This window comes from Streptomyces sp. ADI96-02 (genome assembly GCF_003846185.1).
Lineage (GTDB): Bacteria > Actinomycetota > Actinomycetes > Streptomycetales > Streptomycetaceae > Streptomyces.
The window spans coordinates 6288586-6309826 of sequence record NZ_ML123034.1 but is presented as its reverse complement, the minus strand read 5'-3'; the positions used below and the strand labels follow the sequence as shown (position 1 = coordinate 6309826).

At 72.7% G+C, this 21241-nt stretch carries 21 protein-coding genes; 10 read left to right on the top strand and 11 right to left on the bottom strand.

Annotation, left to right across the window (positions count from 1 at the left end; all coding sequences use genetic code 11):
• Positions 1-50: 50 nt before the first annotated feature.
• Positions 51-227: a hypothetical protein gene (locus EES43_RS30875; protein WP_164493293.1), complete on the top strand. Its 177-nt coding sequence runs from the start codon at positions 51-53 to the stop codon at positions 225-227.
• Between the two features lie 21 nt (positions 228-248).
• Here EES43_RS30875 and EES43_RS27600 read toward each other — a convergent pair whose 3' ends face one another.
• Positions 249-1445: a CapA family protein gene (locus EES43_RS27600; RefSeq protein ID WP_124271271.1), complete on the bottom strand. Its 1197-nt coding sequence runs from the start codon at positions 1443-1445 to the stop codon at positions 249-251.
• Positions 1446-1708: 263 nt separating this feature from the next.
• Here EES43_RS27600 and EES43_RS27595 point away from each other — a divergent pair, with 263 nt between their 5' ends.
• A complete protein-coding gene (locus EES43_RS27595) occupies positions 1709-2278 on the top strand; it encodes a sigma-70 family RNA polymerase sigma factor (protein WP_124271270.1) in 570 nt (189 codons plus the stop codon).
• Here EES43_RS27595 and EES43_RS27590 read toward each other — a convergent pair.
• Entirely contained in the window at positions 2212-2409 is a 198-nt protein-coding gene (locus tag EES43_RS27590) for a zf-HC2 domain-containing protein (RefSeq protein ID WP_124271269.1), read from the bottom strand. The two genes, EES43_RS27595 and EES43_RS27590, sit on opposite strands and share 67 nt — an antisense overlap.
• A gap of 112 nt (positions 2410-2521) precedes the next feature.
• Here EES43_RS27590 and EES43_RS27585 point away from each other — a divergent pair, with 112 nt between their 5' ends.
• Positions 2522-3034 carry a hypothetical protein gene (locus EES43_RS27585; protein WP_124271268.1) on the top strand — a complete coding sequence of 171 codons (513 nt, stop codon included), beginning with the start codon at positions 2522-2524 and terminating at the stop codon, positions 3032-3034.
• 27 nt (positions 3035-3061) lie between these two features.
• On the opposite strand, the gene EES43_RS27580 is transcribed toward EES43_RS27585, so the two are convergent.
• The 7 genes from EES43_RS27580 to EES43_RS27550 form a co-directional block, all read right to left on the bottom strand.
• Positions 3062-4294 (bottom strand): sensor histidine kinase, encoded by a 1233-nt coding sequence (locus EES43_RS27580; RefSeq protein ID WP_124271267.1) that lies wholly within the window; start codon positions 4292-4294, stop codon positions 3062-3064.
• Positions 4291-5796, bottom strand: a complete 1506-nt coding sequence (locus tag EES43_RS27575; RefSeq protein ID WP_124271266.1) for a sodium/solute symporter — start codon at positions 5794-5796, stop codon at positions 4291-4293. Before EES43_RS27575 ends, EES43_RS27580 begins: the two co-directional genes overlap by 4 nt.
• Entirely contained in the window at positions 5793-6155 is a 363-nt protein-coding gene (locus EES43_RS27570) for a hypothetical protein (RefSeq protein WP_124271265.1), read from the bottom strand. The genes EES43_RS27575 and EES43_RS27570 overlap by 4 nt, the downstream gene beginning before the upstream one ends.
• A gap of 62 nt (positions 6156-6217) precedes the next feature.
• A complete protein-coding gene (locus EES43_RS27565) occupies positions 6218-6970 on the bottom strand; it encodes a LytR/AlgR family response regulator transcription factor (RefSeq protein ID WP_124271264.1) in 753 nt (250 codons plus the stop codon).
• A 118-nt stretch (positions 6971-7088) separates the two neighbouring features.
• Positions 7089-7949: an Fpg/Nei family DNA glycosylase gene (locus EES43_RS27560; protein WP_124271263.1), complete on the bottom strand. Its 861-nt coding sequence runs from the start codon at positions 7947-7949 to the stop codon at positions 7089-7091.
• 120 nt (positions 7950-8069) lie between these two features.
• Positions 8070-10184: a SpoIIE family protein phosphatase gene (locus EES43_RS27555; RefSeq protein WP_124271262.1), complete on the bottom strand. Its 2115-nt coding sequence runs from the start codon at positions 10182-10184 to the stop codon at positions 8070-8072.
• Positions 10185-10298: 114 nt separating this feature from the next.
• Positions 10299-11450 carry a DUF6777 domain-containing protein gene (locus EES43_RS27550; protein ID WP_124271261.1) on the bottom strand — a complete coding sequence of 384 codons (1152 nt, stop codon included), beginning with the start codon at positions 11448-11450 and terminating at the stop codon, positions 10299-10301.
• Between the two features lie 173 nt (positions 11451-11623).
• On the opposite strand from EES43_RS27550, the gene EES43_RS27545 reads away from it, so the two are divergent.
• Genes EES43_RS27545 through EES43_RS27535 form a run of 3 tightly spaced genes read left to right on the top strand, consistent with a single transcriptional unit; the run spans position 11624 to position 14449 of the window.
• A complete protein-coding gene (locus EES43_RS27545) occupies positions 11624-12457 on the top strand; it encodes a YndJ family protein (protein WP_124271260.1) in 834 nt (277 codons plus the stop codon).
• A complete protein-coding gene (locus EES43_RS27540; protein WP_124271259.1) occupies positions 12454-12966 on the top strand; it encodes a DUF1990 family protein in 513 nt (170 codons plus the stop codon). Before EES43_RS27545 ends, EES43_RS27540 begins: the two co-directional genes overlap by 4 nt.
• Positions 12967-12985: 19 nt before the next feature.
• Positions 12986-14449 (top strand): lipase maturation factor family protein, encoded by a 1464-nt coding sequence (locus EES43_RS27535; RefSeq protein ID WP_124271258.1) that lies wholly within the window; start codon positions 12986-12988, stop codon positions 14447-14449.
• 22 nt (positions 14450-14471) lie between these two features.
• Here EES43_RS27535 and EES43_RS30870 read toward each other — a convergent pair whose 3' ends face one another.
• Together EES43_RS30870 and EES43_RS27530 are read right to left on the bottom strand one after the other, a co-directional pair.
• Positions 14472-14648 (bottom strand): hypothetical protein, encoded by a 177-nt coding sequence (locus tag EES43_RS30870; RefSeq protein ID WP_164493292.1) that lies wholly within the window; start codon positions 14646-14648, stop codon positions 14472-14474.
• Positions 14649-15005: 357 nt separating this feature from the next.
• Positions 15006-16490, bottom strand: coding sequence for an SDR family NAD(P)-dependent oxidoreductase (locus tag EES43_RS27530; protein WP_124271257.1), 1485 nt, complete (start codon positions 16488-16490; stop codon positions 15006-15008).
• A 259-nt stretch (positions 16491-16749) separates the two neighbouring features.
• Between EES43_RS27530 and EES43_RS27525 the strand changes: the two genes are divergently transcribed.
• The 4 genes from EES43_RS27525 to EES43_RS27510 all read left to right on the top strand — a co-directional run bounded on the left by EES43_RS27525 (position 16750) and on the right by EES43_RS27510 (position 21167).
• A complete protein-coding gene (locus tag EES43_RS27525) occupies positions 16750-17646 on the top strand; it encodes an RNA polymerase sigma factor SigF (RefSeq protein ID WP_124271256.1) in 897 nt (298 codons plus the stop codon).
• A gap of 208 nt (positions 17647-17854) precedes the next feature.
• A complete protein-coding gene (locus EES43_RS27520; protein WP_124271255.1) occupies positions 17855-19099 on the top strand; it encodes a PP2C family protein-serine/threonine phosphatase in 1245 nt (414 codons plus the stop codon).
• Positions 19096-20727 carry a sensor histidine kinase gene (locus EES43_RS27515; RefSeq protein ID WP_124271254.1) on the top strand — a complete coding sequence of 544 codons (1632 nt, stop codon included), beginning with the start codon at positions 19096-19098 and terminating at the stop codon, positions 20725-20727. Before EES43_RS27520 ends, EES43_RS27515 begins: the two co-directional genes overlap by 4 nt.
• On the top strand, positions 20724-21167 hold the full coding sequence (locus EES43_RS27510) for a response regulator (RefSeq protein WP_124271253.1): 444 nt from the start codon (positions 20724-20726) through the stop codon (positions 21165-21167). The genes EES43_RS27515 and EES43_RS27510 overlap by 4 nt, the downstream gene beginning before the upstream one ends.
• Positions 21168-21241 lie beyond the last annotated feature (74 nt).

The following is a 21241-nucleotide window of genomic DNA, read 5'->3' as shown; positions in this document are numbered from 1 at the left end:
TGCGGGCGCCCACAGTGCCGCCTTCCGGGCGAGCCGACAGCCCCGGAGCCGTGGCAGAGCAGCGGCAGCACCGGTTCGAACGCGGCACGGACGGCCCCGAGGTGATCGTCGCGGGGATCGACGGATCGGACTCGTCCAGGCGCGCGGCGGCCGGCCACCGGTTCGTCGGTTCGGTCGCCGTCCGCCTGGTGAAGGCCGGGCGCCGGCCGGTCACCGCGGTGCCGTGACGCGGCGGCGCTGCGAGGCGGTCACCGGCCCATGACGAGCCCGTCGGCGTCGGCGCCCCGGCCGAGGACCACGGCGCGGATGCGGTCGCGGACCTCCTGGAGGTGGTCGGCGCCGGCGTCGATGGAGGCGTTGAGGTTGACGACGCGCCCGGTGCCGGTGTCGTACCACTGCGGCACGAACTCCGCCTTCGTCACCTCCCAGCGCCCACCCGGTTCCGCCGGCGGCGCGAAGGTGAAGCGGCCCATCGAGCCCTGGTTGCCGCGCGGCTCCTGCTCTCCCTCGTCGTTGACCATCGCACCGGCGATCTGGTCGCCCATGCCGTAGACGACCCAGGTCCCGCCGACCTTCTCGTACGCCTGCGGCACATGGGCGTGGGTGCCGATGATCAGGTCGACGTCGGGGCGTGATCCGGTCCTGGACGCGGTGAGCCGCCGGGCGAGTTCCAACTGCTCCTCGTCCGGCTCGTCCTGCCATTCGGTTCCCCAGTGCACGGAGAGCACGACGACGTCGGCGCCCGCCCGCCGGGCGGACCGGGCCTCCTCGACGATCGTGCGCTCGTCGGTCAGGTTCACGGTCCAGGGCTGCCCCTCGGGCAGCGGGATGTCGTTGGTGCCGTAGGTGTACGCGAGGTGGGCGACCTTCGCCGCGCCCTTGCCCGGTCCGGCGGGCATGATCGTCGGCCGCGCGGCCTCCGCGGCGGAGCGGGCCGATCCGGCGTGCCGGACACCGGCCGCGTCGAGGGCGTCGAGGGTGCGCCGGACTCCGTCGGCGCCGTCGTCCAGGGTGTGGTTGGAGGCGGTGGAGCAGGAGTCGTACCCGGTGGCGCGCAGGGCGGTGGCGATCTCGGGCGGGGAGACGAAGGTGGGGTAGCCGGTGTAGGGGCCGCCCGGAGCGCCGTACACCGTCTCCATGTGGCAGAAGGCCAGATCGGCGCGGGAGACGGCGGGGGCGACGCCTTCGAGCATCGGGGTGAAGTCGTAGCCCGCGCCGCCCGCGTCCTGAGCGGCCTGCTCGATCACGGAGGAGTGCGGGAGCACGTCTCCGGAGGCGAGGAGGGTGAAGGGGCGGGGGTGCTCGGCGTCGCGGCCCTGCGAGCCCCGGGCGGCGGCCGGGGAGCGGTCGGCCCTCGGTCCGGGTGGATGGGTGGCCGTGCAGGCGGTGGCGGCGGTGAGCAGGACGGCGATGGCCGCGATGCCCGGTCGGATGCGCTGCGTCATCTGCTCGACTCCAGACCTAGACGAATACGACTATCTGAATAAATGGATAGTCATACACACGAATCAAGAGTCATTGCCGCATACCTAGCTGAACTGGTCGTATCATCCGACCCCACCGGCCTCCCGACCGTTCGCCGCACCATTCGCCGCACTGAGCGACCGCTCGTCGCACGCCTCGGTGCACCGCCTGTTCCTGCGCCGCCGAATGCGTTCGTATACGCCAGGCGGCAGCGAGGCCGCCGGGCCCCGCGGGAAAGGACGCCATGACGACCACGACGACCGACGAGCGGGCCATCGCCCAGTTGCAGCGCGAGCACGGCCCCGCGCTCTTCCACTTCCTGCTCGGTCTGACCTTCGGAGACCGGCAGCGGGCCGAGGACCTGGTGCAGGAGACCCTGGTGCGCGCCTGGCAGCATCCGGAAGCCTTCGACGCGCCCTACGACTCGATGCGCCCCTGGCTCTTCACGGTCGGACGGCGTCTGGCCATCGACGCCCGCCGCTCCCGCCAGGCCCGCCCCGTCGAGGTCGGCGACACGCTGCTGGAGAGCGCCCCGGCCGTCCAGGACACCGCGGACTCGGCGGTGCGCGCCCTGGACGTCCGCCAGGCGGTCCGCACCCTCAGCCCCGAACACCGCGCGGTGCTGGTGCAGATCTACTTCCGCGGACTGAGCGTCGGGGAGACCGCCGCCGTGCTCGGCATACCCGCCGGCACCGTCAAGTCCCGCTCCTACTACGCCCTGCGGCTGCTCTCGCGCAATCTCCCCGGCTACTCCCGTAAGTCCTCCGCACGCAGCAGCGCCAGCAGCGAGGCGGCCTCGGCCACCTCCACGTAGACCCCGGCGCAGCCGTCGCACAGCCGCAGATGGCGGGCGACCCGGCGGGTCTCCGCCGCGTCGAGCGCGTCCAGGACGTACGCGCCGAGCAGGTGGCGCACATGCGGGTCGTCGCCCGGATCGGCGCTCATCACACCCCTCGTATCTCCTAGGCGATCCTCCTCTTCTGCCCACGCGGGGCGTCCGCCCCCGGTTCAATGCTCCGTGAAGCCCGGTACCGAACGAGGAAAGAGGCGAGAGGGGATGTGCTCCGAACCTGCGGAGGGTCCCGGCGGCAGCGGTCCGGCGGTGCCGATGGACTGGCTGTCCACCGAGTACGTCGCCGACGAGCTGCTGCGCACCGGCGAGTTGATGGCACCGGCGACGCTGGAGTTCCGCGCCGGACGCGACGCGCTCGCGCTGACGATGTTCCTCTCCCCGCTCCCCCGCGACGCCTCGGCGCTGCGGGCGCTGTCCGGGGCCCGGATCGAGGAGCTGCGGCTGCTCACCGCCTGCGGAAGCGCCTGGCGCGCCTGGGTGTGCGAGCGGCTTCGGGAGGCGGAGCGTCGTGCGGCGCCGGGCGACGCGGACCTGGCGCTGGCCCGGGCGGCCTGGCGCTGGCTGGAGGAGACCGAACTGTTCGCCGCCGACCTCGACGCCATCGGCCCCGGCCCCGGGGACCCGGCCGGTCCGCCCGGCGAGGACGAGGTGTGCGTCTGGACCCCGGCGTGGCAACTGGGCCTGCCGCTCGGCCATCTGGCCGTCCACCTCTGCTGATCCCGGACGCGGAGGAAGGTCCTGGCGTCAGGAACCGTGCACGCCCGCACGGTACTTGGGGAGCCGGAGCGTGATCCGCATGCCCGCCCCCACGCCCGTCTCGATGACGAGCCCGTAGTCGTCGCCGTAGACCTGGCGCAGCCGCTCGTCCACGTTGAGCAGACCGATGCCGGTCGAGGCGCCGCCCTCGCCGCGCAGGATCTGCCGGAGCCGCGCGGGCTCCATGCCGGTGCCGTCGTCCTCGATGACCACCTCGGCCTCCGACCCGGCGTCCAGAGCGCTGATGGTGATCCTGAGCGGTGCGTCGGCCGGTCGCGGCGCGGCACCGGGGGCTCCCGGCAGGCGTACCGCGCCTTCGAGGCCGTGTTTGACGGCGTTCTCGACCAGCGGCTGGAGGCAGAGGAAGGGCAGGGCGACCGGCAGGACCTCGGGGGCGACCTGGAGGGTGACCGCCAGGCGTTCACCGAAGCGGGCGCGTACGAGCGCCAAGTACTGGTCGATGGAGTGGAGTTCGTCGGCGAGGGTGGTGAACTCGCCGTGCCGGCGGAACGAGTAGCGGGTGAAGTCGGCGAACTCCAGAAGCAGTTCACGGGCCTGCTCGGGATCGGTGCGGACGAAGGAGGCGATGGCGGCGAGGGAGTTGAAGAGGAAGTGCGGGGAGATCTGCGCCCGCAGCGCCTTGATCTCCGCCTCGATGAGCTGGGTGCGGGAGCGGTCCAGCTCGGCCAGTTCCAGCTGGACGCAGACCCAGCGCGCCACCTCTCCCGCCGCGCGGGCCAGCACCGCCGACTCGCGCGGGGCGTAGGCCACGAGAGCGCCCAAGACCCGGTTGTCGACGGTGAGCGGTACGGCGACGGCCCAGCGCAGCGGGCAGTCGAGGTCTCCGCAGCCGCCGTCGAAGGCGGTGTCGCGCCCGTTGGCGAGCAGCCCCCGCACATGATCCATCACGTCCTTGCCGTGGTGGTGGCCCGCGCCGTCCCAGACCAGGACCCGCTCGCGGTCGGTGAGGCAGAGCGCGTCGGTGCCCAGCAGAGAGCGCAGCCGGCGGGCGGAGCGCCCGGCGCTCTCCTCGGTGAGACCGGCGCGCAGCGGGGGCGCGGCCAGGGAGGCGGTGTGCAGGGTCTCGAAGGTGGCGTGCTCGACGGGCGTGCCGACGTCGCTCGGGCGCAGCGGGCGGGCGGCGCGGCGGCCGAGCAGGTATCCGGAGCCGAGCAGCAGGGCGGCCAGGACCAGGAGGACGGCGATGCCCGCGCCGGTCATCGCTCCCTCCCGGCGGCGGAGCGGGCCGAGGTGAGCGCTTCGGGGAGGTGGAAGCGGGTCATGGCGGCGTTGGTGCCGGGAGGTATCCGCCCCGGCGTGGCGAGCGAGACGAGGATCATCGCGAGGAAGCCGACGGGCACGGACCAGACGGCGGGCCAGGCGAGCAGGGCGTGCGGCCAGCCCGGCGGGCGTACGGCTCCGCTGACGGTGATGGCGACCGCGAGCAGGGCCGAGCCGCCGCCCAGCAGGAGTCCCGCGACGGCTCCGGGCGGGGTGAGCCGCCGCCACCAGATGCCGAGGACGAGCAGCGGGCAGAAGGACGACGCGGAGACGGCGAACGCCATGCCGACGGCGTCGGCCACCGGCACCCGGCTCACCAGCAGGGAGCCGGCGAGCGGTACGGCGATGGCCAGGACGGTGGCCAGCCGGAACTGGCGCACGCCGCGCGAGGGCAGGACATCCTGGGTGATGACGCCGGCCACGGCCATGGTCAGCCCGGAGGCGGTGGACAGGAACGCGGCGAACGCGCCGCCCGCGATGAGCGCGCCGAGCAGGTCGCCGCCGAGCCCTCCGATGAGCCGGGCGGGGAGCAGGAGCACGGCGGCGTCCGCGTCGCCTCCGTGGCGCAGTTCGGGGGTGTAGATCCGGCCGAGCGCGCCGTAGACCGGCGGCAGCAGGTAGAAGAGGCCGACCAGGGCGAGGACGGCGACGGTGGTGCGGCGGGCGTCGCGGCCGTTGGGGCTGGTGTAGAAGCGGACCACCACGTGCGGCAGGCCCATGGTGCCGAGGAAGGTCGCCACGATCAGGCCGTAGGTCGCGTAGAGCGGGTGGTCGGCGCGGAAGACGGCGAGCTGGTCGTCGAAGGTGACGCGGGGCCGTCCGTCGCCCTGCCAGGCCAGGACGAGGAAGAGCGCGGGCACCAGGAGCGCGGTCAGCTTCAGCCAGTACTGGAAGACCTGGACGAAGGTGATCGAGCGCATGCCGCCCGCCGCGACGGCCGCCGTGACCACGGTGGCGACGAGGACGTCGCCGAGCCAGCCCGGCGCGCCGGTGAGGATCTTGAGCGTGAGCCCGGCGCCCTGGAGCTGCGGGACGAGGTAGAGCCAGCCCGCGCCGACGACGAGGGCGCTGACCAGCCTGCGGACCTGCCGCGATTCGAGCCGCCCCTCGGCGAAGTCCGGCAGGGTGTACGCCCCGGAGCGGCGCAGCGGCGCGGCGACGAAGATCAGCAGCACCAGGTAGCCGGCGGTGTAGCCGACCGGGTACCAGAGCATGTCGGGGCCGTGGACCAGGACGAGTCCGGCCACGCCGAGGAAGGAGGCGGCGGAGAGGTACTCGCCGCTGATGGCGGCGGCGTTGAGCCGGGGCCGCACGGTGCGGGAGGCGACGTAGAAGTCGGAGGTCGTGCGGGAGATGCGCAGGCCGAAGCCGCCGACGAGGACGGTGGCGAGGACGACGAGGGCGACGGCCACCCAGGACGCCGTGTGGTCGGGGGCGCTCACGGTGCGGGGCGGCCCTCCACCAGCCGGGCGAAGTCGCGTTCGTTGCGCTCGGCCCGGCGTACGTACCACCAGGCGGCCAGGGTGAGCGGCGGATAGGTGGCGAAGCCGAGCACCGCCCAGACGAGGGCCGTGCTGTTCAGGGCGGCGAAGAGCAGCGGCAGCGTGCCGGCGACGAGTGCGAGGACGGCGAAGACGGTGAACGCGGCGCGGAGCTGCCCGCGCATGAGTGAGCGCACGTACGCGCCGCCGAGGGCGGTCTGCTCGTCGATCTCCGACTGGGTGCGGTAGCGGGGCAGCGGCCGGACCCGGCGGGGCTCTCCCGTGACGACTTCGCGCCGGGGTGCCGTCTCCTGTGACATGGGCTCGGAGTGTAGGCGCGGGTGGTCGGTGCTGGGAAGGCTTCGCCGCGAAGCGTCCCAGGTCAGCGCCCGCCCTGGCGCATCAGGAGCTCGCGCAGGGAGCGGGAGTGGCGGCGGCTGACGGCGAGTTCGGCCGTTCCGATGCGCACGCTCATGCTGCCCGCGTCCAGGCGCAGTTCGTCGATCCGGCCGAGCGCCACGAGGTGGCGGCGGTGGATGCGCACGAAGCCGCGCGAGCGCCAGCGCTCCTCCAGGGTGGTGAGCGGGATGCGCACGAGGTGGCTGCCGGCGGCGGTGTGCAGCCGGGCGTAGTCGCCCTGGGCCTCGGCGTAGGCGATCTCGTCGATCGGGATGAAGCGGATGACCCCGCCGAGTTCGACCGCTATCTGGTCGGTGGCGGTGTCGTGGACCGGTGCGGACCGCTCCCCGACGTGTTCGCAGACCCGGCGGACGGCCTCGGCGAGGCGTTCGCGGCGGACGGGTTTGAGGACGTAGTCGACGGCCTTGAGGTCGAAGGCGTGCACGGCGAAGCCCTCGTGCGCGGTGACGAAGACGATGAGCGGGGGCGCGGCGAAGCCGGCGAGGAGCTGGGCGACGTCGAGGCCGGTGAGGCCGGCCATGTGGATGTCGAGGAAGACGACGTCGATCGCGGACGGGTCGTCGGGGCCCGCGTCCACGGCGGCCCCGATGCGGCGCAGCGCCTCGGTCGCGCCGCCGGCGCCCTCGGCGCTGGTGACGCGGGGGTCGGCGCGCAGGAGGTAGAGGAGTTCCTCCAGAGCGGGTTGTTCGTCGTCGACGGCGAGTACGCGCAGCATGAGCCCGGAGTGTAGGTCCTCCGGGTGACGATGGCGTGAGGCGATCCCGGCTTCCTCCTCCGCGGGTGCGGCGGTCGGGGTGCGGGGCCGGCTTCGGGAACGCTCACTCGGGGAGCGCTCACTTCAGGAACTTGGAGAGCCTGCGGTCGGCGAGCGGACGGCCGCCGGTCTGGCAGGTGGGGCAGTACTGGAGCGAGGAGTCGCTGAAGGAGACCTCCAGGATGGTGTCCCCGCAGACGGGGCAGGGCTCGCCGGTGCGGCCGTGGACGCGCATGCCGCTCTTCTTCTCGGCCTTGAGCCGGCCGGCCTCCACTCCGCCGGAGCGGGCGACGGCCTCCTCCAGGGTGGTGCGCAGCGAGGTGTGGAGGCGGGTGACCTCCTCCTCGCCGAGGTCGGCGGTCCGCTTGAACGGGGACATCCTGGCGACGTGCAGGATCTCGTCGCTGTAGGCGTTGCCGATGCCCGCGATGAGCGACTGGTCGCGCAGCGCGCCCTTGATCTGGCGGCGTTCCCCGGCGAGCAGGGCGGCGAACGTGTCGCGGTCGAAGGTGTCGGAGAGCGGGTCGGGGCCGAGGCGGGCGATGCCGGGCACGTCCTGCGGGTCGCGGACCAGGTGGACGGAGAGGCGTTTGGTGGTGCCCATCTCGGTGAGGTCGAACCCGTCGCCGTCGGTGGTGACGGTGCGCAGGGCGAGGGGTCCCTTGCCGGGGCGGGGCGGTGTGGCCGGGAAGGATTCCTTCCAGCGGAGCCAGCCGGCCCGCGCGAGGTGCGTGCACAGGTGCAGCCCGCCCGCGCCGATGTCGAGGAACTTGCCGTGCCGGTCCACCGAGGTGACGTCCGCGCCCTCCAGGGCGGACAGCGGCGGGTCGTAGGTCTTCAGGACGCTGATCGCCAGCGGCAGGACGCGGGCGATCTCCTTGCCGACGAGGTGGTCGGCGAGGAAGACCCGCAGAGCTTCGACTTCCGGCAGTTCGGGCATGCCACCAGCCTGCCGCAGCCCGCCCGGGGCCGCCCCTCAGGAGGTCGGCGGCCGGTCGGTCCGTGGGGCGCGATCGGTCGGTCCATGGGGCGCGATCGGTCGCCGCCCGGCGACGCCGGGTTACGTGCTGCTGCCCAGAGGGGCCTCGGCGTCGCTCGTCCACGGCCTCCGGCGGCTCTCGGGCATGAGGAACTCGCACCACACGCACTTGCCGCCGCCGCGCGATTCCACGCCCCAGACGTCGGCCAGCCGGTCGACGAGCATCAGGCCGCGCCCCGACACCCCCGCCTCCCCCGCGTCGCGCCGCCGGGGCAGGGCGCTGGAGCGGTCCTCGACGTCGACGCGCAGCCGCCGCTCGGGTCCGGCCATCACCCGGATCGTGACGATCGCCCCGCCGTCGGTGTGTATCAGGGCGTTGGTGATCAGCTCGTCGGCGGCCAGTTCGATCTCGTCGGCCCGCTCCTTGGCGCCCCAGGCGCGCACGGCCGCGCGGATCATGTGCCGGGACGAGCTGAGCGCCTCGGGGTCGTTCTGGGCGACGTGCTGCTGGAGCCGGCCGCCGGCCTGGGGCGCCTGGGCCGCCCGGCGGCGGAACAGCAGCAGCGCGACATCGTCCTGGCCACCGCGTACGTCGACGGCGGCGCACAGGTCGTCGGCGAGCTTCTGGAGGTCGTGCGGGCCGTTGGTGACGAGCGAGGTGAGCAGTTGCATGCCCTCGTCGAGGTCCGCGCCGGGCAGTTCGACGAGCCCGTCGGTGAAGAGGACCAGTGCCTGGCCCGGGTCCAGTTCGGCGGTGGTGACCGGGTATTCGAGCCGGCCGAACTCCGCTGAGAGACCGAGCGGCAGTCCGCCCTCGGCCGTCAGTCTGCGGCAGTCGCCGTTCACGTCCCGCACCAGCGGGTCGATGTGTCCGGCGCGGACCATCTGCACGACGCCGGTGCTCAGGTCGATCTCGGCGTAGGTGCAGGTGGCGAAGCGGTCGGTGTCGAGTTCGTGCAGGAAGACGGAGGCGCGCGCCATCACGGTCGCGGGACTGTGGCCCTCCGCCGCGTAGGCGCGCAGGACGATCCTCAGCTGTCCCATGACGGCGGCGGCGTGGGTGTCGTGGCCCTGGACGTCGCCGATGACGGCGCCGACCCGGCCGCCGGGCAGGTGGATCAGGTCGTACCAGTCGCCACCGATGTCCCGTCCGATACGGGCCGAGCGGTAGCGGACGGCGACCTGCGCCCCGGCGACGGCCGGGATCCGGCGCGGCAGCATGGCCTGCTGGAGCCCTTCGGCGAGGTCGTGCTCCTGCTCGTAGAGCATCGCCCGCTGGAGGCTCTGGGCGATGGAGGTGCCGAGGGCCATGAGGAGGTTGCGTTCGTCGGGGGTGAAGCCGTCCTTGTCGCGGTAGAGCAGGCCGAGGGCGCCGATCGGGCGGGCCTGCGCGATCAGCGGCATGTAGGCGGCCGAGGTGATGCCCAGGTGCCTGATGTCGGGCCACAGCACCGGGTAGGAGTCGGCGAAGTCCTCGGCGGACTCGATGAAGCGCGGGGTGAGCGTGCGGACCACCTCGCTCATCGGGTACGGCTCGTCCACGCGGGTGTAGCGGGTGCCGGGAACGTGCGCGGCTTCGGGACCGTCGGCCACGAGATGGATGCGGCCGGACTCCAGCAGCCCCATGACCAGGCTGGTGGCCCCGAGGAGGGCGAGCCCCTGGGAGTCCTTGAGCACGGCGATGACGTCCCTGACGGTACGGGCCTGCGCCAGCGACACGGCGGTGCCCTCGACGAGGCTGGTGCGCCGGCGCCGTTCCTCGTCGATCTCCTGCCGGGCGGCGGAGTCGGCGAGCTCCTGCGTGGCGTCGCGGACGATTCCGATGATGCGGCGGGGACGGCCGGACGCGTCGCGGCGGACGAATCCCTGGGTGTGGGTCCAGCGGAGGGATCCGTCGCGGCGCTGGACGCGGAAGTACGCCCCGTACGCGGTGCGCCCGCTCTTGAGCGCCTGCGAGACGAGCCCGTCCAGGCGGGCCGCCTCGTCCCGCGGCACGCGCCGCGCGAGCGTGCCCGGCCGGTCGTCGTACTCGGCGGCGGTCAGGTCGAACACGTCGAGGGCGGGCTGGTCCATGTGCATGAGGCCGGTGCCCAGATCCCAGTCGAAGCAGCCCATTCGGTTCAGGGCGAGGCTGAGGTCCGGGTGGGCGGGCCAGTCGTCCGGGAGTGACAGGGCACCCGCTACCCGATCATCCATGTGGGTAACTCTGCCACTGTTTGTCCGATTCTTCGAGTGAACCGTACGCGCCCGGGGCGGGCGGTTCAGGGTGCGGGCGGGAGGCCGGGGCGAGCGCCGCGTACGTCCGCCCGGTCACCCGGCGAACGGCTCGGGGACGTCGTAGCCGTCCGGCGCGGCCGGTTCGTCGGGGAGGACCTGGGTCGGTTCGGGCACCGGTTCGCCCTCCTCCAGTTCCCAGGGCTCCTGGGGCGGCTCCTCGTCGAATCCGTCGGGCGCTCCGGTGTCCGGATCGGGGTCGGGTACGGGCGGGCAGCCGGGCGGCGGTTCGACGGGGTCGCCCGGCGCCGGCGTGGGGCATTCGTCCGGGTCGGACGGGTACGCCTCGCCGGGGGGCGAGGGCTCCGAGGGGTCCGGTTCGGAGGGCGGGGAGTCCGGCGGCGCGGGCGGGGAGGGCAGGAGCGGGGCCTCGTCCGGGGCGTAGGGCGGCGGGTCGCCCGGAGTGCGGTCGCGGCCTCCGCCGTCACCGGCCGTCCGCTCGATCCAGGACCCGTCGGAGAGGTCGCCGACGAGCAGGGTGGTGAGCACCCGCTTGCTGGGCTCGACCTCGACGGTCCGCGACGGGTCGTAGCCGCTCCAGCGCTCGCCCCGGTAGGTGACGCGGCCCTGGGCGAGCGCGGGCGGCTTCAGCGGGTTGCCGCAGGCGCAGCGGACCCGGGGCAGGCCCCTGCTGTCGACCAGGACGGCGGTGCCCGCCTGGAGGACGGCCTGGAAGGCGGCGGCCGAGCCGCCGCTGTAGCCGTGGCCGGTGACCTGGGCGTCGGCGCGCAGGACCACGGGGGTGAGCGAGCGGAGGTAGCCCGGGATCTGCACGCGCTCGATGCCCGCCGCTTCGGCGAAGGCGTCCGCCCGGCCCCGGTCGTCCGTCAGCAGACGGGTCTGCCGGCCGACGTCGCAGGCGGCCTGGGAGCGGACGCCTCCGTAGAGTCCCGGCGCATCCCCGGGGACCGGATGGACCGTCCGGGTGGCGGAGCTGCCGCCGGCTCCGGGTTGGCCGGAAGGGGAGGGCGCGGCGCTCTTGCGTACGGTCGAGGCGGTGAACGGTCCGGGACCCGGCGAGGCGATCGGCTGGAGGAGGACGTCCTTGGTCTCCGCGGTCCCGGTGGTGCCCTTGGTCGTCCGGTCCGCGCCGCCACCGCAGCCGGCCGCGGCGAGCAGGACCCCGGCGGACAGTACGGCCAGCGCGGCACGCCGGAAACGTCTGGGTGAGCGCCTGGGTGAGCGCACAGAGCTCTCCTGCCTGTCCGAGTCGAACGGATGGGTGTCACCATCTGTGCCGCACCGGACAGCGCTCCGCAAGCGGACGGTGCCGCCGAAGCCTTCTTGAACGCGTTCAAGAAACCCTCTACTCTCGACTCGACGGTTGAACACGTTCAATCGCAGAAGGGGCGGGGGACGTCGTGTCCGTACTGGTGCATGCCATCGTGATGCTGGGAATGTTCGTGGTCGTGCCGACCGGGCTCCGGCTGACCGGACTGCGGGAGCTGGACCGCATCCGCGGGCTGTGGCCCCTCTTCGCCGTACCGGGCGCGCTGGCGCTCTGGCTGCCGCGCGGCCCGGCGGCCACCGCGCTCGCCGCCTGCTACGCGCTGGGCGCGCTCCTGCTCGCCCTGCACGCCCCGCGCCGCGCGGTCCGCGGCCGGACCCTCGACCCTCCGGCGATCGCGCTGATCACCGCGCTGGTCGCACCGGCCGTGGCCGCTCTCGCCCTGGTCGCCGAGCGTTCGGGCCACGAACTGTTCGGCTTCGGGCTCGGCATCCTCGCCCTGACGGTGCCGCACTTCCACTTCGCCGGCTTCGCGGCGGCCCTCGTCGCCGGACTCGTCTGCCGCGTGAGCGACGGCCCCGCCGGCAGGTTCGCGGCGCTCAGCGTGCCGCTCGGCACCCTGCTCGTCCTCGTCGGCTACTTCGTCGGCGACTGGGCCGAACTCGCCGGCGCCCTCGTCCTGACGGCGGGCATGTGGACCGTCGGCCTGCTCACCTGGCGCCTCGGGCGCGCCGAGGACCGGGACCGCACGACACGGCTGCTGCTGCTCACCTCGGCCGGCGTCCTGGTGGCGACGATGCTGCTCGCGCTGAGCTGGGCGCTCGGCGAGGCGACCGGACTGCCCCACCCCAGCCTCGCCTGGATGGCCGCCACCCACGGCCTCGGCAACGCCCTGGGCTTCGCGCTCTGCTCGCTGCTCGCCTGGCGGCGCATCCGCTCCACCCACCCGGAAGGCAGGACCTCATGAGCACGCTCAGCTACCCGGAGATCGGCGCCACACGCCTGGGCCCGCTCCCCGACGGCTACCACCACCTGCACCACCGGACCCGGGTCGGCCGGGGCGGCGCCGACTTCGCGGCGGCGGGAGCGGCGGTGACCGAATGGCGGATGCACCGAGCGAGCGGGGCCCGGATCGACGCCTCGGCGGCGCGGGCCGAGCCCGGCGGGGACGTCCGGGTGTCGGTGGCCCTCGGCCCGATACGGATGACCGCGCCGTGCCGGGTGATCTGGACCGCGTACCAGGAGGAGGGCCGCACCGGCTTCGCCTACGGAACCCTCGCCGGGCATCCGGAGCGCGGGGAGGAGTGCTTCGTGGTGGAGCTGGCCGACGACGGCACGGTGTGGTTCACGGTCATGGCGTTCTCCCGCCCCGCCGCCTGGTACACCCGGCTCGCCGGACCGCTCGTGCCTCCCGTGCAGCACTGGTACGCGCGCCGGCTCGGCCGGACGCTGCGCCGGCTCGTCGCCGCGAGCTGACCGGCCGATACTGGCGGAGATGGCAGCGTGGGAGTGGTTCTCCGCAGACGGCTACTGGCTCAGCAGGCTGGTATTCCAGCGCGTGCTGGCCGTGGTCTACCTGGTCGCCTTCCTCTCCGCAGCGCTCCAGTTCCGGGCGCTCATCGGCGAGCGCGGCATGCTGCCCGCGCCCGAGGTGCTGCGGCGCACACCCTGGCGGTCGGCCCCGGGGCTCTTCCGTCTGCACTACTCCGACCGCTTCTTCGCGGCGGTCGCCTGGAGCGGCTGCGCGCTGTCGGCAGCGCTGATCGCCGGGGTCGACGGCCGTCTGCCGCTGTGGGGCGGCATGCTGCTCTGGGCGCTGCCGTGGGTGCTGTACCTGTCCATCGTCCAGGTCGGTCAGGTCTGGTACGGATTCGGCTGGGAGTCGCTGCTGCTGGAGACGGGTTTCCTCGCCGTCTTCCTCGGCACCGGGGACACCGCTCCGCCGGTGCTGGTGCTCTGGCTGCTGCGGTGGCTGCTCTTCCGGGTGGAGTTCGGCGCGGGGCTGATCAAGATTCGCGGTGACGCCTGCTGGCGACGGCTGACCTGTCTGGACTTCCACCACGAGACCCAGCCGATGCCGGGGCCGCTGAGCTGGTTCTTCCACCGGCTGCCCGGACCGGTGCACCGGGTCGAGACGGCGGCCAACCATGTCACCCAGTTGTTCGTGCCGTTCCTGCTGTTCACGCCGCAGCCGGTCGCGAGCGCGGCGGCCGGGCTGATCGTCCTCACCCAGCTCTGGCTCGTCCTCTCGGGCAACTTCGCCTGGCTGAACTGGCTGACCGTCGCGCTCGCGCTGTCGGCGGTCGACTGGAGCCCCCTCGCCGGGCCGCCGCCGGACCTCGCCGCGCCGCCGCCCTGGTACACGGTGCTCGTGTTCGCGGCGACCGCCCTGGTCCTGGCCCTGAGCTACCGCCCCGCGCGCAATCTCCTCTCCCGCCGGCAGGCGATGAACCGGTCCTACGACGCGCTGCACCTGGTCAACTCCTACGGCGCCTTCGGCACGGTCAGCCGGACGCGCCTGGAAGTCGTGGTGGAGGGGACGGCGGATCCGGTCGCGCACGACGGAGCCGACTGGCGGGAGTACGGGTTCCGCGGCAAGCCGGGCGATCCGCGCCGGATGCCGCGCCAGTTCGCGCCGTACCACCTGCGGCTCGACTGGATGATGTGGTTCGCGGCGCTCTCCCCCGCCTACGCGCGCTCCTGGTTCGGGCCGTTCGCCGAGCGGCTGCTGAGCGGCGACCGGGACACGCTCCGGCTGCTCGGCCGCAACCCCTTCCCCGACGAGCCGCCGCGGCACGTGCGCGCCCGCGTCCACCACTACCGCTTCACCGGTCTGCGCGAGCTGCGGGACACCGGGTGCTGGTGGCGCCGGACCTACGTCCGGGAGTTCCTGCGGCCCGTGTCCCGGCCCCTGCCGCCGGAGCGGGAGGGGCGGGACACGGGCCGCGGGAGGCCGTGAGGCGTTCGCCGGTCGGAGCGGGTCAGTCGATGCCGGGCAGGATGTGCGGCTCGGCGAGGTCGTCCTCGTAGCCGGCCAGCCTGATCGGCGCGGATCTGGCCCACACCTCGATGTTCCGCAGCTTCTCGGTACGGAGAGTCCGCTCCCCGTACCGCTCGGCGGGGGGCTTCTGGCGCTTGGTCAGTTCCGGTGTCGTCACCGCGCACTCCTCTGTGTCGCGTCACCCAGGGCTTCGCCGACACTCCGGCGACTCCGGAGACCGACGGCCCTGCGGTGGGGCAGGGGCTGAGCTATGCCGGTCGCGGTGGCGCCGTGTCGGGGCGGGACGGCGGCCCGGTTGCAGACCTGTCCCGGGACGGTCGCGGAGCCTTCGTGGGCCCCTCGATGACGTCCGTTCGCATCAGCGTAACCAAATGAGCACGTCCGCGCTCGATAGAACGTGTGCGGTGGGTCACTTTCAGCCACCTCGCCCAGGAAAAAACCCGCCCCAGGAGTGATCCTGGGGCGGGTTTCGGGCCGCCGCACGGTCGGTGCGGCGGTGGATGGGCCGATCGGGTCACCAGCCGGCAGGGGCGTAGTCCTTGAGGAAGCAGCCGTGGAGCGGCTCGCCCGCCTCGCCCCGCACGATGGGGTCGTAGACCCGGGCCGCGCCGTCGACCAGGTCGAGCGGGGCGTGGAAGCCCTCCTCGGCCAGCCGCATCTTGTCCGGGTGGGGCCGCTCGTCCGTGATCCAGCCGGTGTCCACGGCGGTCATCAGGATGCCGTCCTTCTCGAACATCTCCTGGGCGCTGGTGCGCGTCAGCATGTTCAGCGCGGCCTTGGCCATGTTGGTGTGCGGATGGCCCGCGCCCTTGTAGCCCCGGCCGAAGACGCCCTCCATCGCGGAGACGTTGACGACGTAGGCGTACTTCGCGGCGGTCGCGGCCATCGCGGGGCGGAGCCGGCTGATCAGGATGAACGGCGCGGTGGAGTTGCAGAGCTGGACCTCCAGGAGTTCGATCGGCTCGACCTCCTCCACGGTCTGGATCCAGCTGTTGGTGTGGTGCAGGTCCGGGACGAGTCCGCCGGCGTCGATCGCCGTGCCCGCCGCGATGCGCGCGGGCGAGGCGGAGCCGGTCACCAGGGCGAGGTCCGTGACCTCCTGCGCGCTCAGACCGTCCTTGCGGGCGGCGGGGATGGCCGCCACCCGGTCGACCGTGCCGCTGTTGAACGTGCCGATGACCTCGGCGGCCGGGAGCTCGCCGGCGGGCAGCGGGGCGCTCTCGGCGTGGACGAGTTCGCTGTAGGCCTGCGGGGAACGGCGTACCGTCTGCGCGGCGTTGTTGATCAGGATGTCCAGCGGGCCCTCGGCGGCGACCGAGTCGGCGAGCGCGACGACCTGCGCCGGGTCGCGGAGGTCGATGCCGACGATCTTCAGCCGGTGGATCCACTCGTCGCTGTCCTCCATCGCCTTGAAGCGGCGGATGGCGTCATTGGGGAAGCGGGTGGTGATGGTGGTGTGCGCGCCGTCGCGCAGCAGCCGCAGCGCGATGTACATGCCGATCTTCGCCCGGCCGCCGGTGAGCAGGGCCCGCCGTCCGGTCAGGTCGGTGCGGGCGTCGCGCCGGGCCCGGTTCTCCGCGGCGCAGCTCTGGCAGAGCTGGTGGTAGAACGCGTCCACCTCGACGTACCGCGTCTTGCAGATGTAGCAGGAGCGGGGGCGCTGGAGGATTCCGGCGATCTCGCTGCGGGCCGAGGAGGAGGGCAGGACGCCCTGGGTCTCGTCGTCGATGCGTTCGGCCGAGCCGGTCGCGGTCGCCTCGGTGACCGCCCGGTCGTGGGCGGTCTTCGCGGCCCGGCGCTCCTGGCGGCGGCGCTGCTTGACCGTGCGGTAGATCCCGGCGGTCGCCCGGCGGACGGCGACGGCGTCCGGGTGGTCGACCTCGACGCGGTCGAGCTCGTCGAGCACGCTCAGGCAGACGGCCAGTCGCTCCGGATCGATACCGGGACCCAACCCGTCGGTTCCGGGAGCGAGCTCCGGGCCGTCATCTGTCACCGTCATTGCCGTTCCTCTGTCATCTGTCGCCGCGGGCCGGGTGTCACCGCAGGCCGAAACACACCCCGGCCAAGTTTGCCATGGGCCGCGGGCTGCTCCGTTCGGGCGAGGGCCCGCCCCGTGGGGCGGCTTCCGGACGGGCCCCGGCGGGCCCCGACCTCCCGTCACGGAGAAAGATCAAGAAATCTCGAAGAAAGAAGGCATGACTTCTCGGCGCCAGGGCAGGCGACCGTCCGACACATTGGACAGCAGGGAGGGTGACACCATGGCGGCGATGGCGGGGCGAACCGGCGGGGCGACGGCGCAGCTGAGCGACGACCGGACCGGCACGCGGACAGCCGTCGGCACCGGCGAGCTTCCCTGGGTGGAGGACGCGGGCAAGGTCGCGCCGCAGGACGCGCGGGCCCTTTCCAAGATCTTCTTCGACCGCCTCCAGGAGATGGAGGAGGGCACGCGCGAGCACCAGTACGCGCGCAACACCCTCATCGAGATGAACCTCTCCCTGGTGCGCTTCGCCGCGTCCCGGTTCCGCAACCGCGGCGGGGACGACGCCGAGGACATCATCCAGGTCGGCACCATCGGGCTGATCAAGGCGATCGACCGCTTCGACCTCTCGCGCGAGGTCGAGTTCGCCACCTTCGCCGTCCCCTACATCGTCGGCGAGATCAAGCGCTTCTTCCGTGACACCACGTGGTCCGTGCACGTGCCGCGGCGGCTCCAGGAGCTGCGGGTGGACCTCGCCAAGGCGAAGGAGCACCTCTCCTCGAAGCTCGACCGCGACCCCACGGTCAAGGAGCTGGCGGCCCACCTCGACCTCCCGGAGGAGGAGATCATCGAGGGCCTGGTGGCCGCCAACGGCTACTCGGCCGGTTCGCTCGACACCCCTTCCGCCGACAGCGACTCCGGTCAGGAGCAGCGGGCGTACGCCGACGTCCTCGGTGAGACGGACCCGGCGATGGAGACCGTCGAGAACCTGCACACGCTCGCGCCGCTGCTGGAGCAGCTGGACGAGCGGGAGCGGCGGATCGTCCAGATGCGGTTCGGGGCGGAGATGACGCAGTCGCAGATCGGCGCGGAGCTGGGCGTGTCCCAGATGCACGTCTCGCGGCTGCTCACCCGGATCGTCAAGCAGCTCCGCAAGGGGATGAGCGTGGAGGCGTGAGTCTTCTCATCCTCTGACCGGGCGCCGACCCGGATCACCCCCGTCCCACCTGGTCGGGCACCCGTTTCGGGTGCCCGGCCTCCGTTCTGTCCGTTGTGCGACCGGGTCTCGCCCGGGTCGCCTGTCGCATATGCTTCCTGACGATTCGGCCGGATCCACTGTGCCGTTCGTGCGAGGAGGTGGAGGGTTGGCCGAGGCGTCCGTGGGCATGTCGCTGAAACCTGTGGGCACCGCCGGAATCCCTTCGCAGCAGGACGGGGCGCTCCCGTCACCGACCTCCCACCTGTGGAATCTGGACGCGTCGATCCTCCTCGTGGAGGACGACGCCGGTGACGCGCTGCTCGTCGAGGAGATGCTCGCCGACAGCGAGCTGGACTCCGCCCTGACCTGGTGCAAGACGCTGGCCGAGGCGCGCGGCTACCTCGCCACGTCCACCTCGCCGGTGTGCGTGCTGCTGGATCTGCATCTTCCCGACGTGCACGGGCTGGACGCGGTGCGCCAGATCCTGGAGTCCGACGGCGACGCCGCCATCGTGGTCCTCACCGGTCTCGACGAGTCCGGCACCGGACTGCGGGCGGTGGCGGGCGGCGCCCAGGACTATCTGGTCAAGGGCCGGCTGGATCCCGAGGTCCTGTCGCGGGCCGTCCGCTACGCCCTCCAGCGCAAGGAGGTCGAGCGCGCCGCCGCCGCGCTGCGCGACAACCGTTTGATCGCGCAGGAGAACGCCCGGCTGGAGCGCGGACTGCTGCCCGTCCCGCTGCTGCGCGACGAGCGTTTCCAGGCCATCGCCCGCTACGAGCCGGGGCGTGCCCACGGTCTGCTGAGCGGTGACTTCTACGACGTCGTGCAGACCTCCGACGGCACGGTGCACGCGGTGATCGGGGACGTCTCGGGCCACGGCGCGGCGGAGGCCGCGCTGGGCGTGTGCCTGCGGGTGGCCTGGCGTACGGCCGTCCTGTGCGGGACCTCGCACCTGGAGCAGATCGCCCTGCTGGAGGAGATCCTGGTCGCCGAGCGCTCGGACTCCCACGTCTTCGCCACCGTGACCTCCCTGGCCTTCGCGCCGGACGGACGCCACGCCCAGATCGTGCGCGCGGGCCATCCCGGCCTGCTGCTGCGCGAGGGCCGGGGCGTCAGCTGGGTGGAGCCGGAGGGCGGCATGGCCCTCGGTCTGCTGCCCGGAGCGGGCCGCTGGCCGACCATCGACCTGCCGCTGGCTCCCGGCGCGGGTCTCGTACTCTTCACGGACGGACTCTTCGAAGGACGCGACGGGCCGGACAGCCGTCTCGGCGAAGAGGGACTGCTGGAGATGGCCCGCGTGAACGGGCATCTGCCGGCGCGCCCGTTCATCGACGCACTGGTGGCCGGAGCCAGCGAGGGAGCCGCCCCCTACGGCGGCCTCGCGGACGACGTCGCCGTGCTGCACCTGGGCTGGGGATCGGAACTCTCATGAGCACGGACAACGCAACGCCCGCACCGCGCTGGGGCTTCGCCGCGCGGCTGTCGGTGCAGAACTGGGTGCATCTGATCCTCGGCGGCTTCGTCGTGGTCGTCTGTGCCTGCCTGGTGATCGGCGGGCTCGTGCTGGCGCGGATATCCGACCGCACGACCGATCTCGTCGACCGCATCCAGCCGGCCAGGTCGGCCTCCTTCCAGCTGCAGAACGCTCTGCTCGACCAGGAGACCGGTGTCCGGGGATTCGCTCTGACCGGCGACGACTCCTTCCTGGAGCCGTACCGGTCGGGCCGGGCCGCCGAGCTGGACCGGATGGCGCAGCTCCGGCGGGTGGTGGGCGCCCAGAAGCCGTTCTCCGACGACCTCGACAAGATCACCGCGGCCGCGCGGGAGTGGCGGCAGACCCGGGCCGAGCCGCTGATCAGCGCCGTCCGCGAGAACGGTCCGAACAGGACGGACACGGCGGGGCAGTTGCAGCTCAGCAAGTCGGACTTCGACACGCTGCGGCAGACGTACGGAGCCCAGCAGGACCACCTCGCGCAGGCCCGCGACGCGGCACGCGCCGAGCTGAACGACGCGCGCACCACCCGCGACCGCGTGCTCATCGCCCTGGTGAGCGTCTTCGTACTGACCGTGATCGCGCTCAGCGTGCTGCTCCATCGGGTGGTCGGCGTCCCGCTCAACCGGCTGCGCGCCGCCTCCGACCGGGTGCGCGCCGGGGCCTTCGGCACTCGTATCGAGATCAAGGGCCCCTCCGACGTCCAGGCCGTGGCCGGGGCGGTCGAGGACATGCGGCAGCGGCTGGTCGGCGAGCTGTCCGACGCGCAGAGCCGCGAGGACCTGCTCGCCGGTCAGACCGAGGAGCTGCGCCGCTCCAACTCCGAGCTGGAGCAGTTCGCCTACGTCGCCTCGCACGACCTCCAGGAGCCGCTGCGCAAGGTCGCCTCCTTCTGCCAGCTCCTGGAGAAGCGCTACGGGACGGAGCTGGACGACCGCGGCAAGCAGTACATCGCCTTCGCGGTCGACGGAGCCAAGCGGATGCAGGTCCTCATCAACGACCTGCTCACCTTCTCCCGCGTCGGCCGCGTCCACGAGGGCTGGAAGCCGGTCGAGCTGGAGCGGGCGCTGGAGCGGGCGCTGGGCAACCTGACGCTGGCGATCGAGGACTCGGGAGCCGAGATCGAGCGGCCCGACGCCCTGCCGGAGATCGTCGGCGACGGCACGGCGCTCACGATGGTGTGGCAGAACCTGATCGGCAACGCCGTGAAGTTCCGCCGTCCCGACGTCCCCTGCCGGATCACCGTCGGCTGCGTGCTCGACGGCGACGAGTGGCACTTCTCGGTGGCGGACAACGGCATCGGGATCTCGCCGGAGTTCTCGGACAAGGTGTTCGTGATCTTCCAGCGGCTCCACGCGCGCGACGAGTACGAGGGTACGGGTATCGGCCTCGCGCTCTGCCGCAAGATCGTCGAGTTCCACGGCGGCCGGATCTGGCTGGATCCCGAACCGGGCGAAGGCGCCCTCATCCACTTCACGCTGCCGGTCGCTCCCGATGCGCCCGCCCCCACCGCGGCGGAGCAGCCCGCTCCCGCCGCCCTGACCACCACGCCGGGAGACCCGTCATGAACGCCCCTGTCCAGCCCATCGAGGTCCTGCTCGTCGAGGACGACCCCGGCGACGAGCTGATGACCCGTGAGGCTTTCGAGGACAACAAGATCCGCAACACCCTGCACGTCGTGCGCGACGGGCAGGAGGCCCTGGACTTCCTATACCGGCGCGGCGAGCACACCGGTGCGCCCCGCCCCGACCTGGTGCTCCTCGACCTCAATCTGCCCAAGTACGACGGCCGGCAGGTGCTGGAGCAGATCAAGGGCGACCCCGAACTGTCGCTGATCCCGGTGGTGGTGCTGACGACCTCCTCGGCCGAGGAGGACATCCTGCGCAGCTACAAGCTGCACGCCAACGCGTACGTCACCAAGCCGGTCGACCTGGACCAGTTCATCGCGGCGGTGCGCCAGATCGACGAGTTCTTCGTCACCGTGGTGCGCCTGCCCGGTCGTGCGTAGGATCGGTGCGGATCTCGTGGAGTGGGACGCGTTGACACGGGTAGACGAATGGCGGAAAAGGTCATCGACCTCAC

Coding starts and splice junctions, on each gene's coding strand:
- EES43_RS27585 (WP_124271268.1), top strand. CDS start 2,522: ATGTGCTCCGAACCTGCGGAGGGTCCCGGCGGCAGCGGTCCGGCGGTG.
- EES43_RS27555 (WP_124271262.1), bottom strand. CDS start 10,184: ATGGATGATCGGGTAGCGGGTGCCCTGTCACTCCCGGACGACTGGCCC.
- EES43_RS27565 (WP_124271264.1), bottom strand. CDS start 6,970: ATGCTGCGCGTACTCGCCGTCGACGACGAACAACCCGCTCTGGAGGAA.
- EES43_RS27570 (WP_124271265.1), bottom strand. CDS start 6,155: ATGTCACAGGAGACGGCACCCCGGCGCGAAGTCGTCACGGGAGAGCCC.
- EES43_RS27590 (WP_124271269.1), bottom strand. CDS start 2,409: ATGAGCGCCGATCCGGGCGACGACCCGCATGTGCGCCACCTGCTCGGC.
- EES43_RS27595 (WP_124271270.1), top strand. CDS start 1,709: ATGACGACCACGACGACCGACGAGCGGGCCATCGCCCAGTTGCAGCGC.
- EES43_RS27580 (WP_124271267.1), bottom strand. CDS start 4,294: ATGACCGGCGCGGGCATCGCCGTCCTCCTGGTCCTGGCCGCCCTGCTG.
- EES43_RS27540 (WP_124271259.1), top strand. CDS start 12,454: ATGAGCACGCTCAGCTACCCGGAGATCGGCGCCACACGCCTGGGCCCG.
- EES43_RS27515 (WP_124271254.1), top strand. CDS start 19,096: ATGAGCACGGACAACGCAACGCCCGCACCGCGCTGGGGCTTCGCCGCG.
- EES43_RS27525 (WP_124271256.1), top strand. CDS start 16,750: ATGGCGGCGATGGCGGGGCGAACCGGCGGGGCGACGGCGCAGCTGAGC.
- EES43_RS27510 (WP_124271253.1), top strand. CDS start 20,724: ATGAACGCCCCTGTCCAGCCCATCGAGGTCCTGCTCGTCGAGGACGAC.
- EES43_RS27560 (WP_124271263.1), bottom strand. CDS start 7,949: ATGCCCGAACTGCCGGAAGTCGAAGCTCTGCGGGTCTTCCTCGCCGAC.
- EES43_RS27520 (WP_124271255.1), top strand. CDS start 17,855: ATGTCGCTGAAACCTGTGGGCACCGCCGGAATCCCTTCGCAGCAGGAC.
- EES43_RS27600 (WP_124271271.1), bottom strand. CDS start 1,445: ATGACGCAGCGCATCCGACCGGGCATCGCGGCCATCGCCGTCCTGCTC.
- EES43_RS27530 (WP_124271257.1), bottom strand. CDS start 16,490: ATGACGGTGACAGATGACGGCCCGGAGCTCGCTCCCGGAACCGACGGG.
- EES43_RS27535 (WP_124271258.1), top strand. CDS start 12,986: ATGGCAGCGTGGGAGTGGTTCTCCGCAGACGGCTACTGGCTCAGCAGG.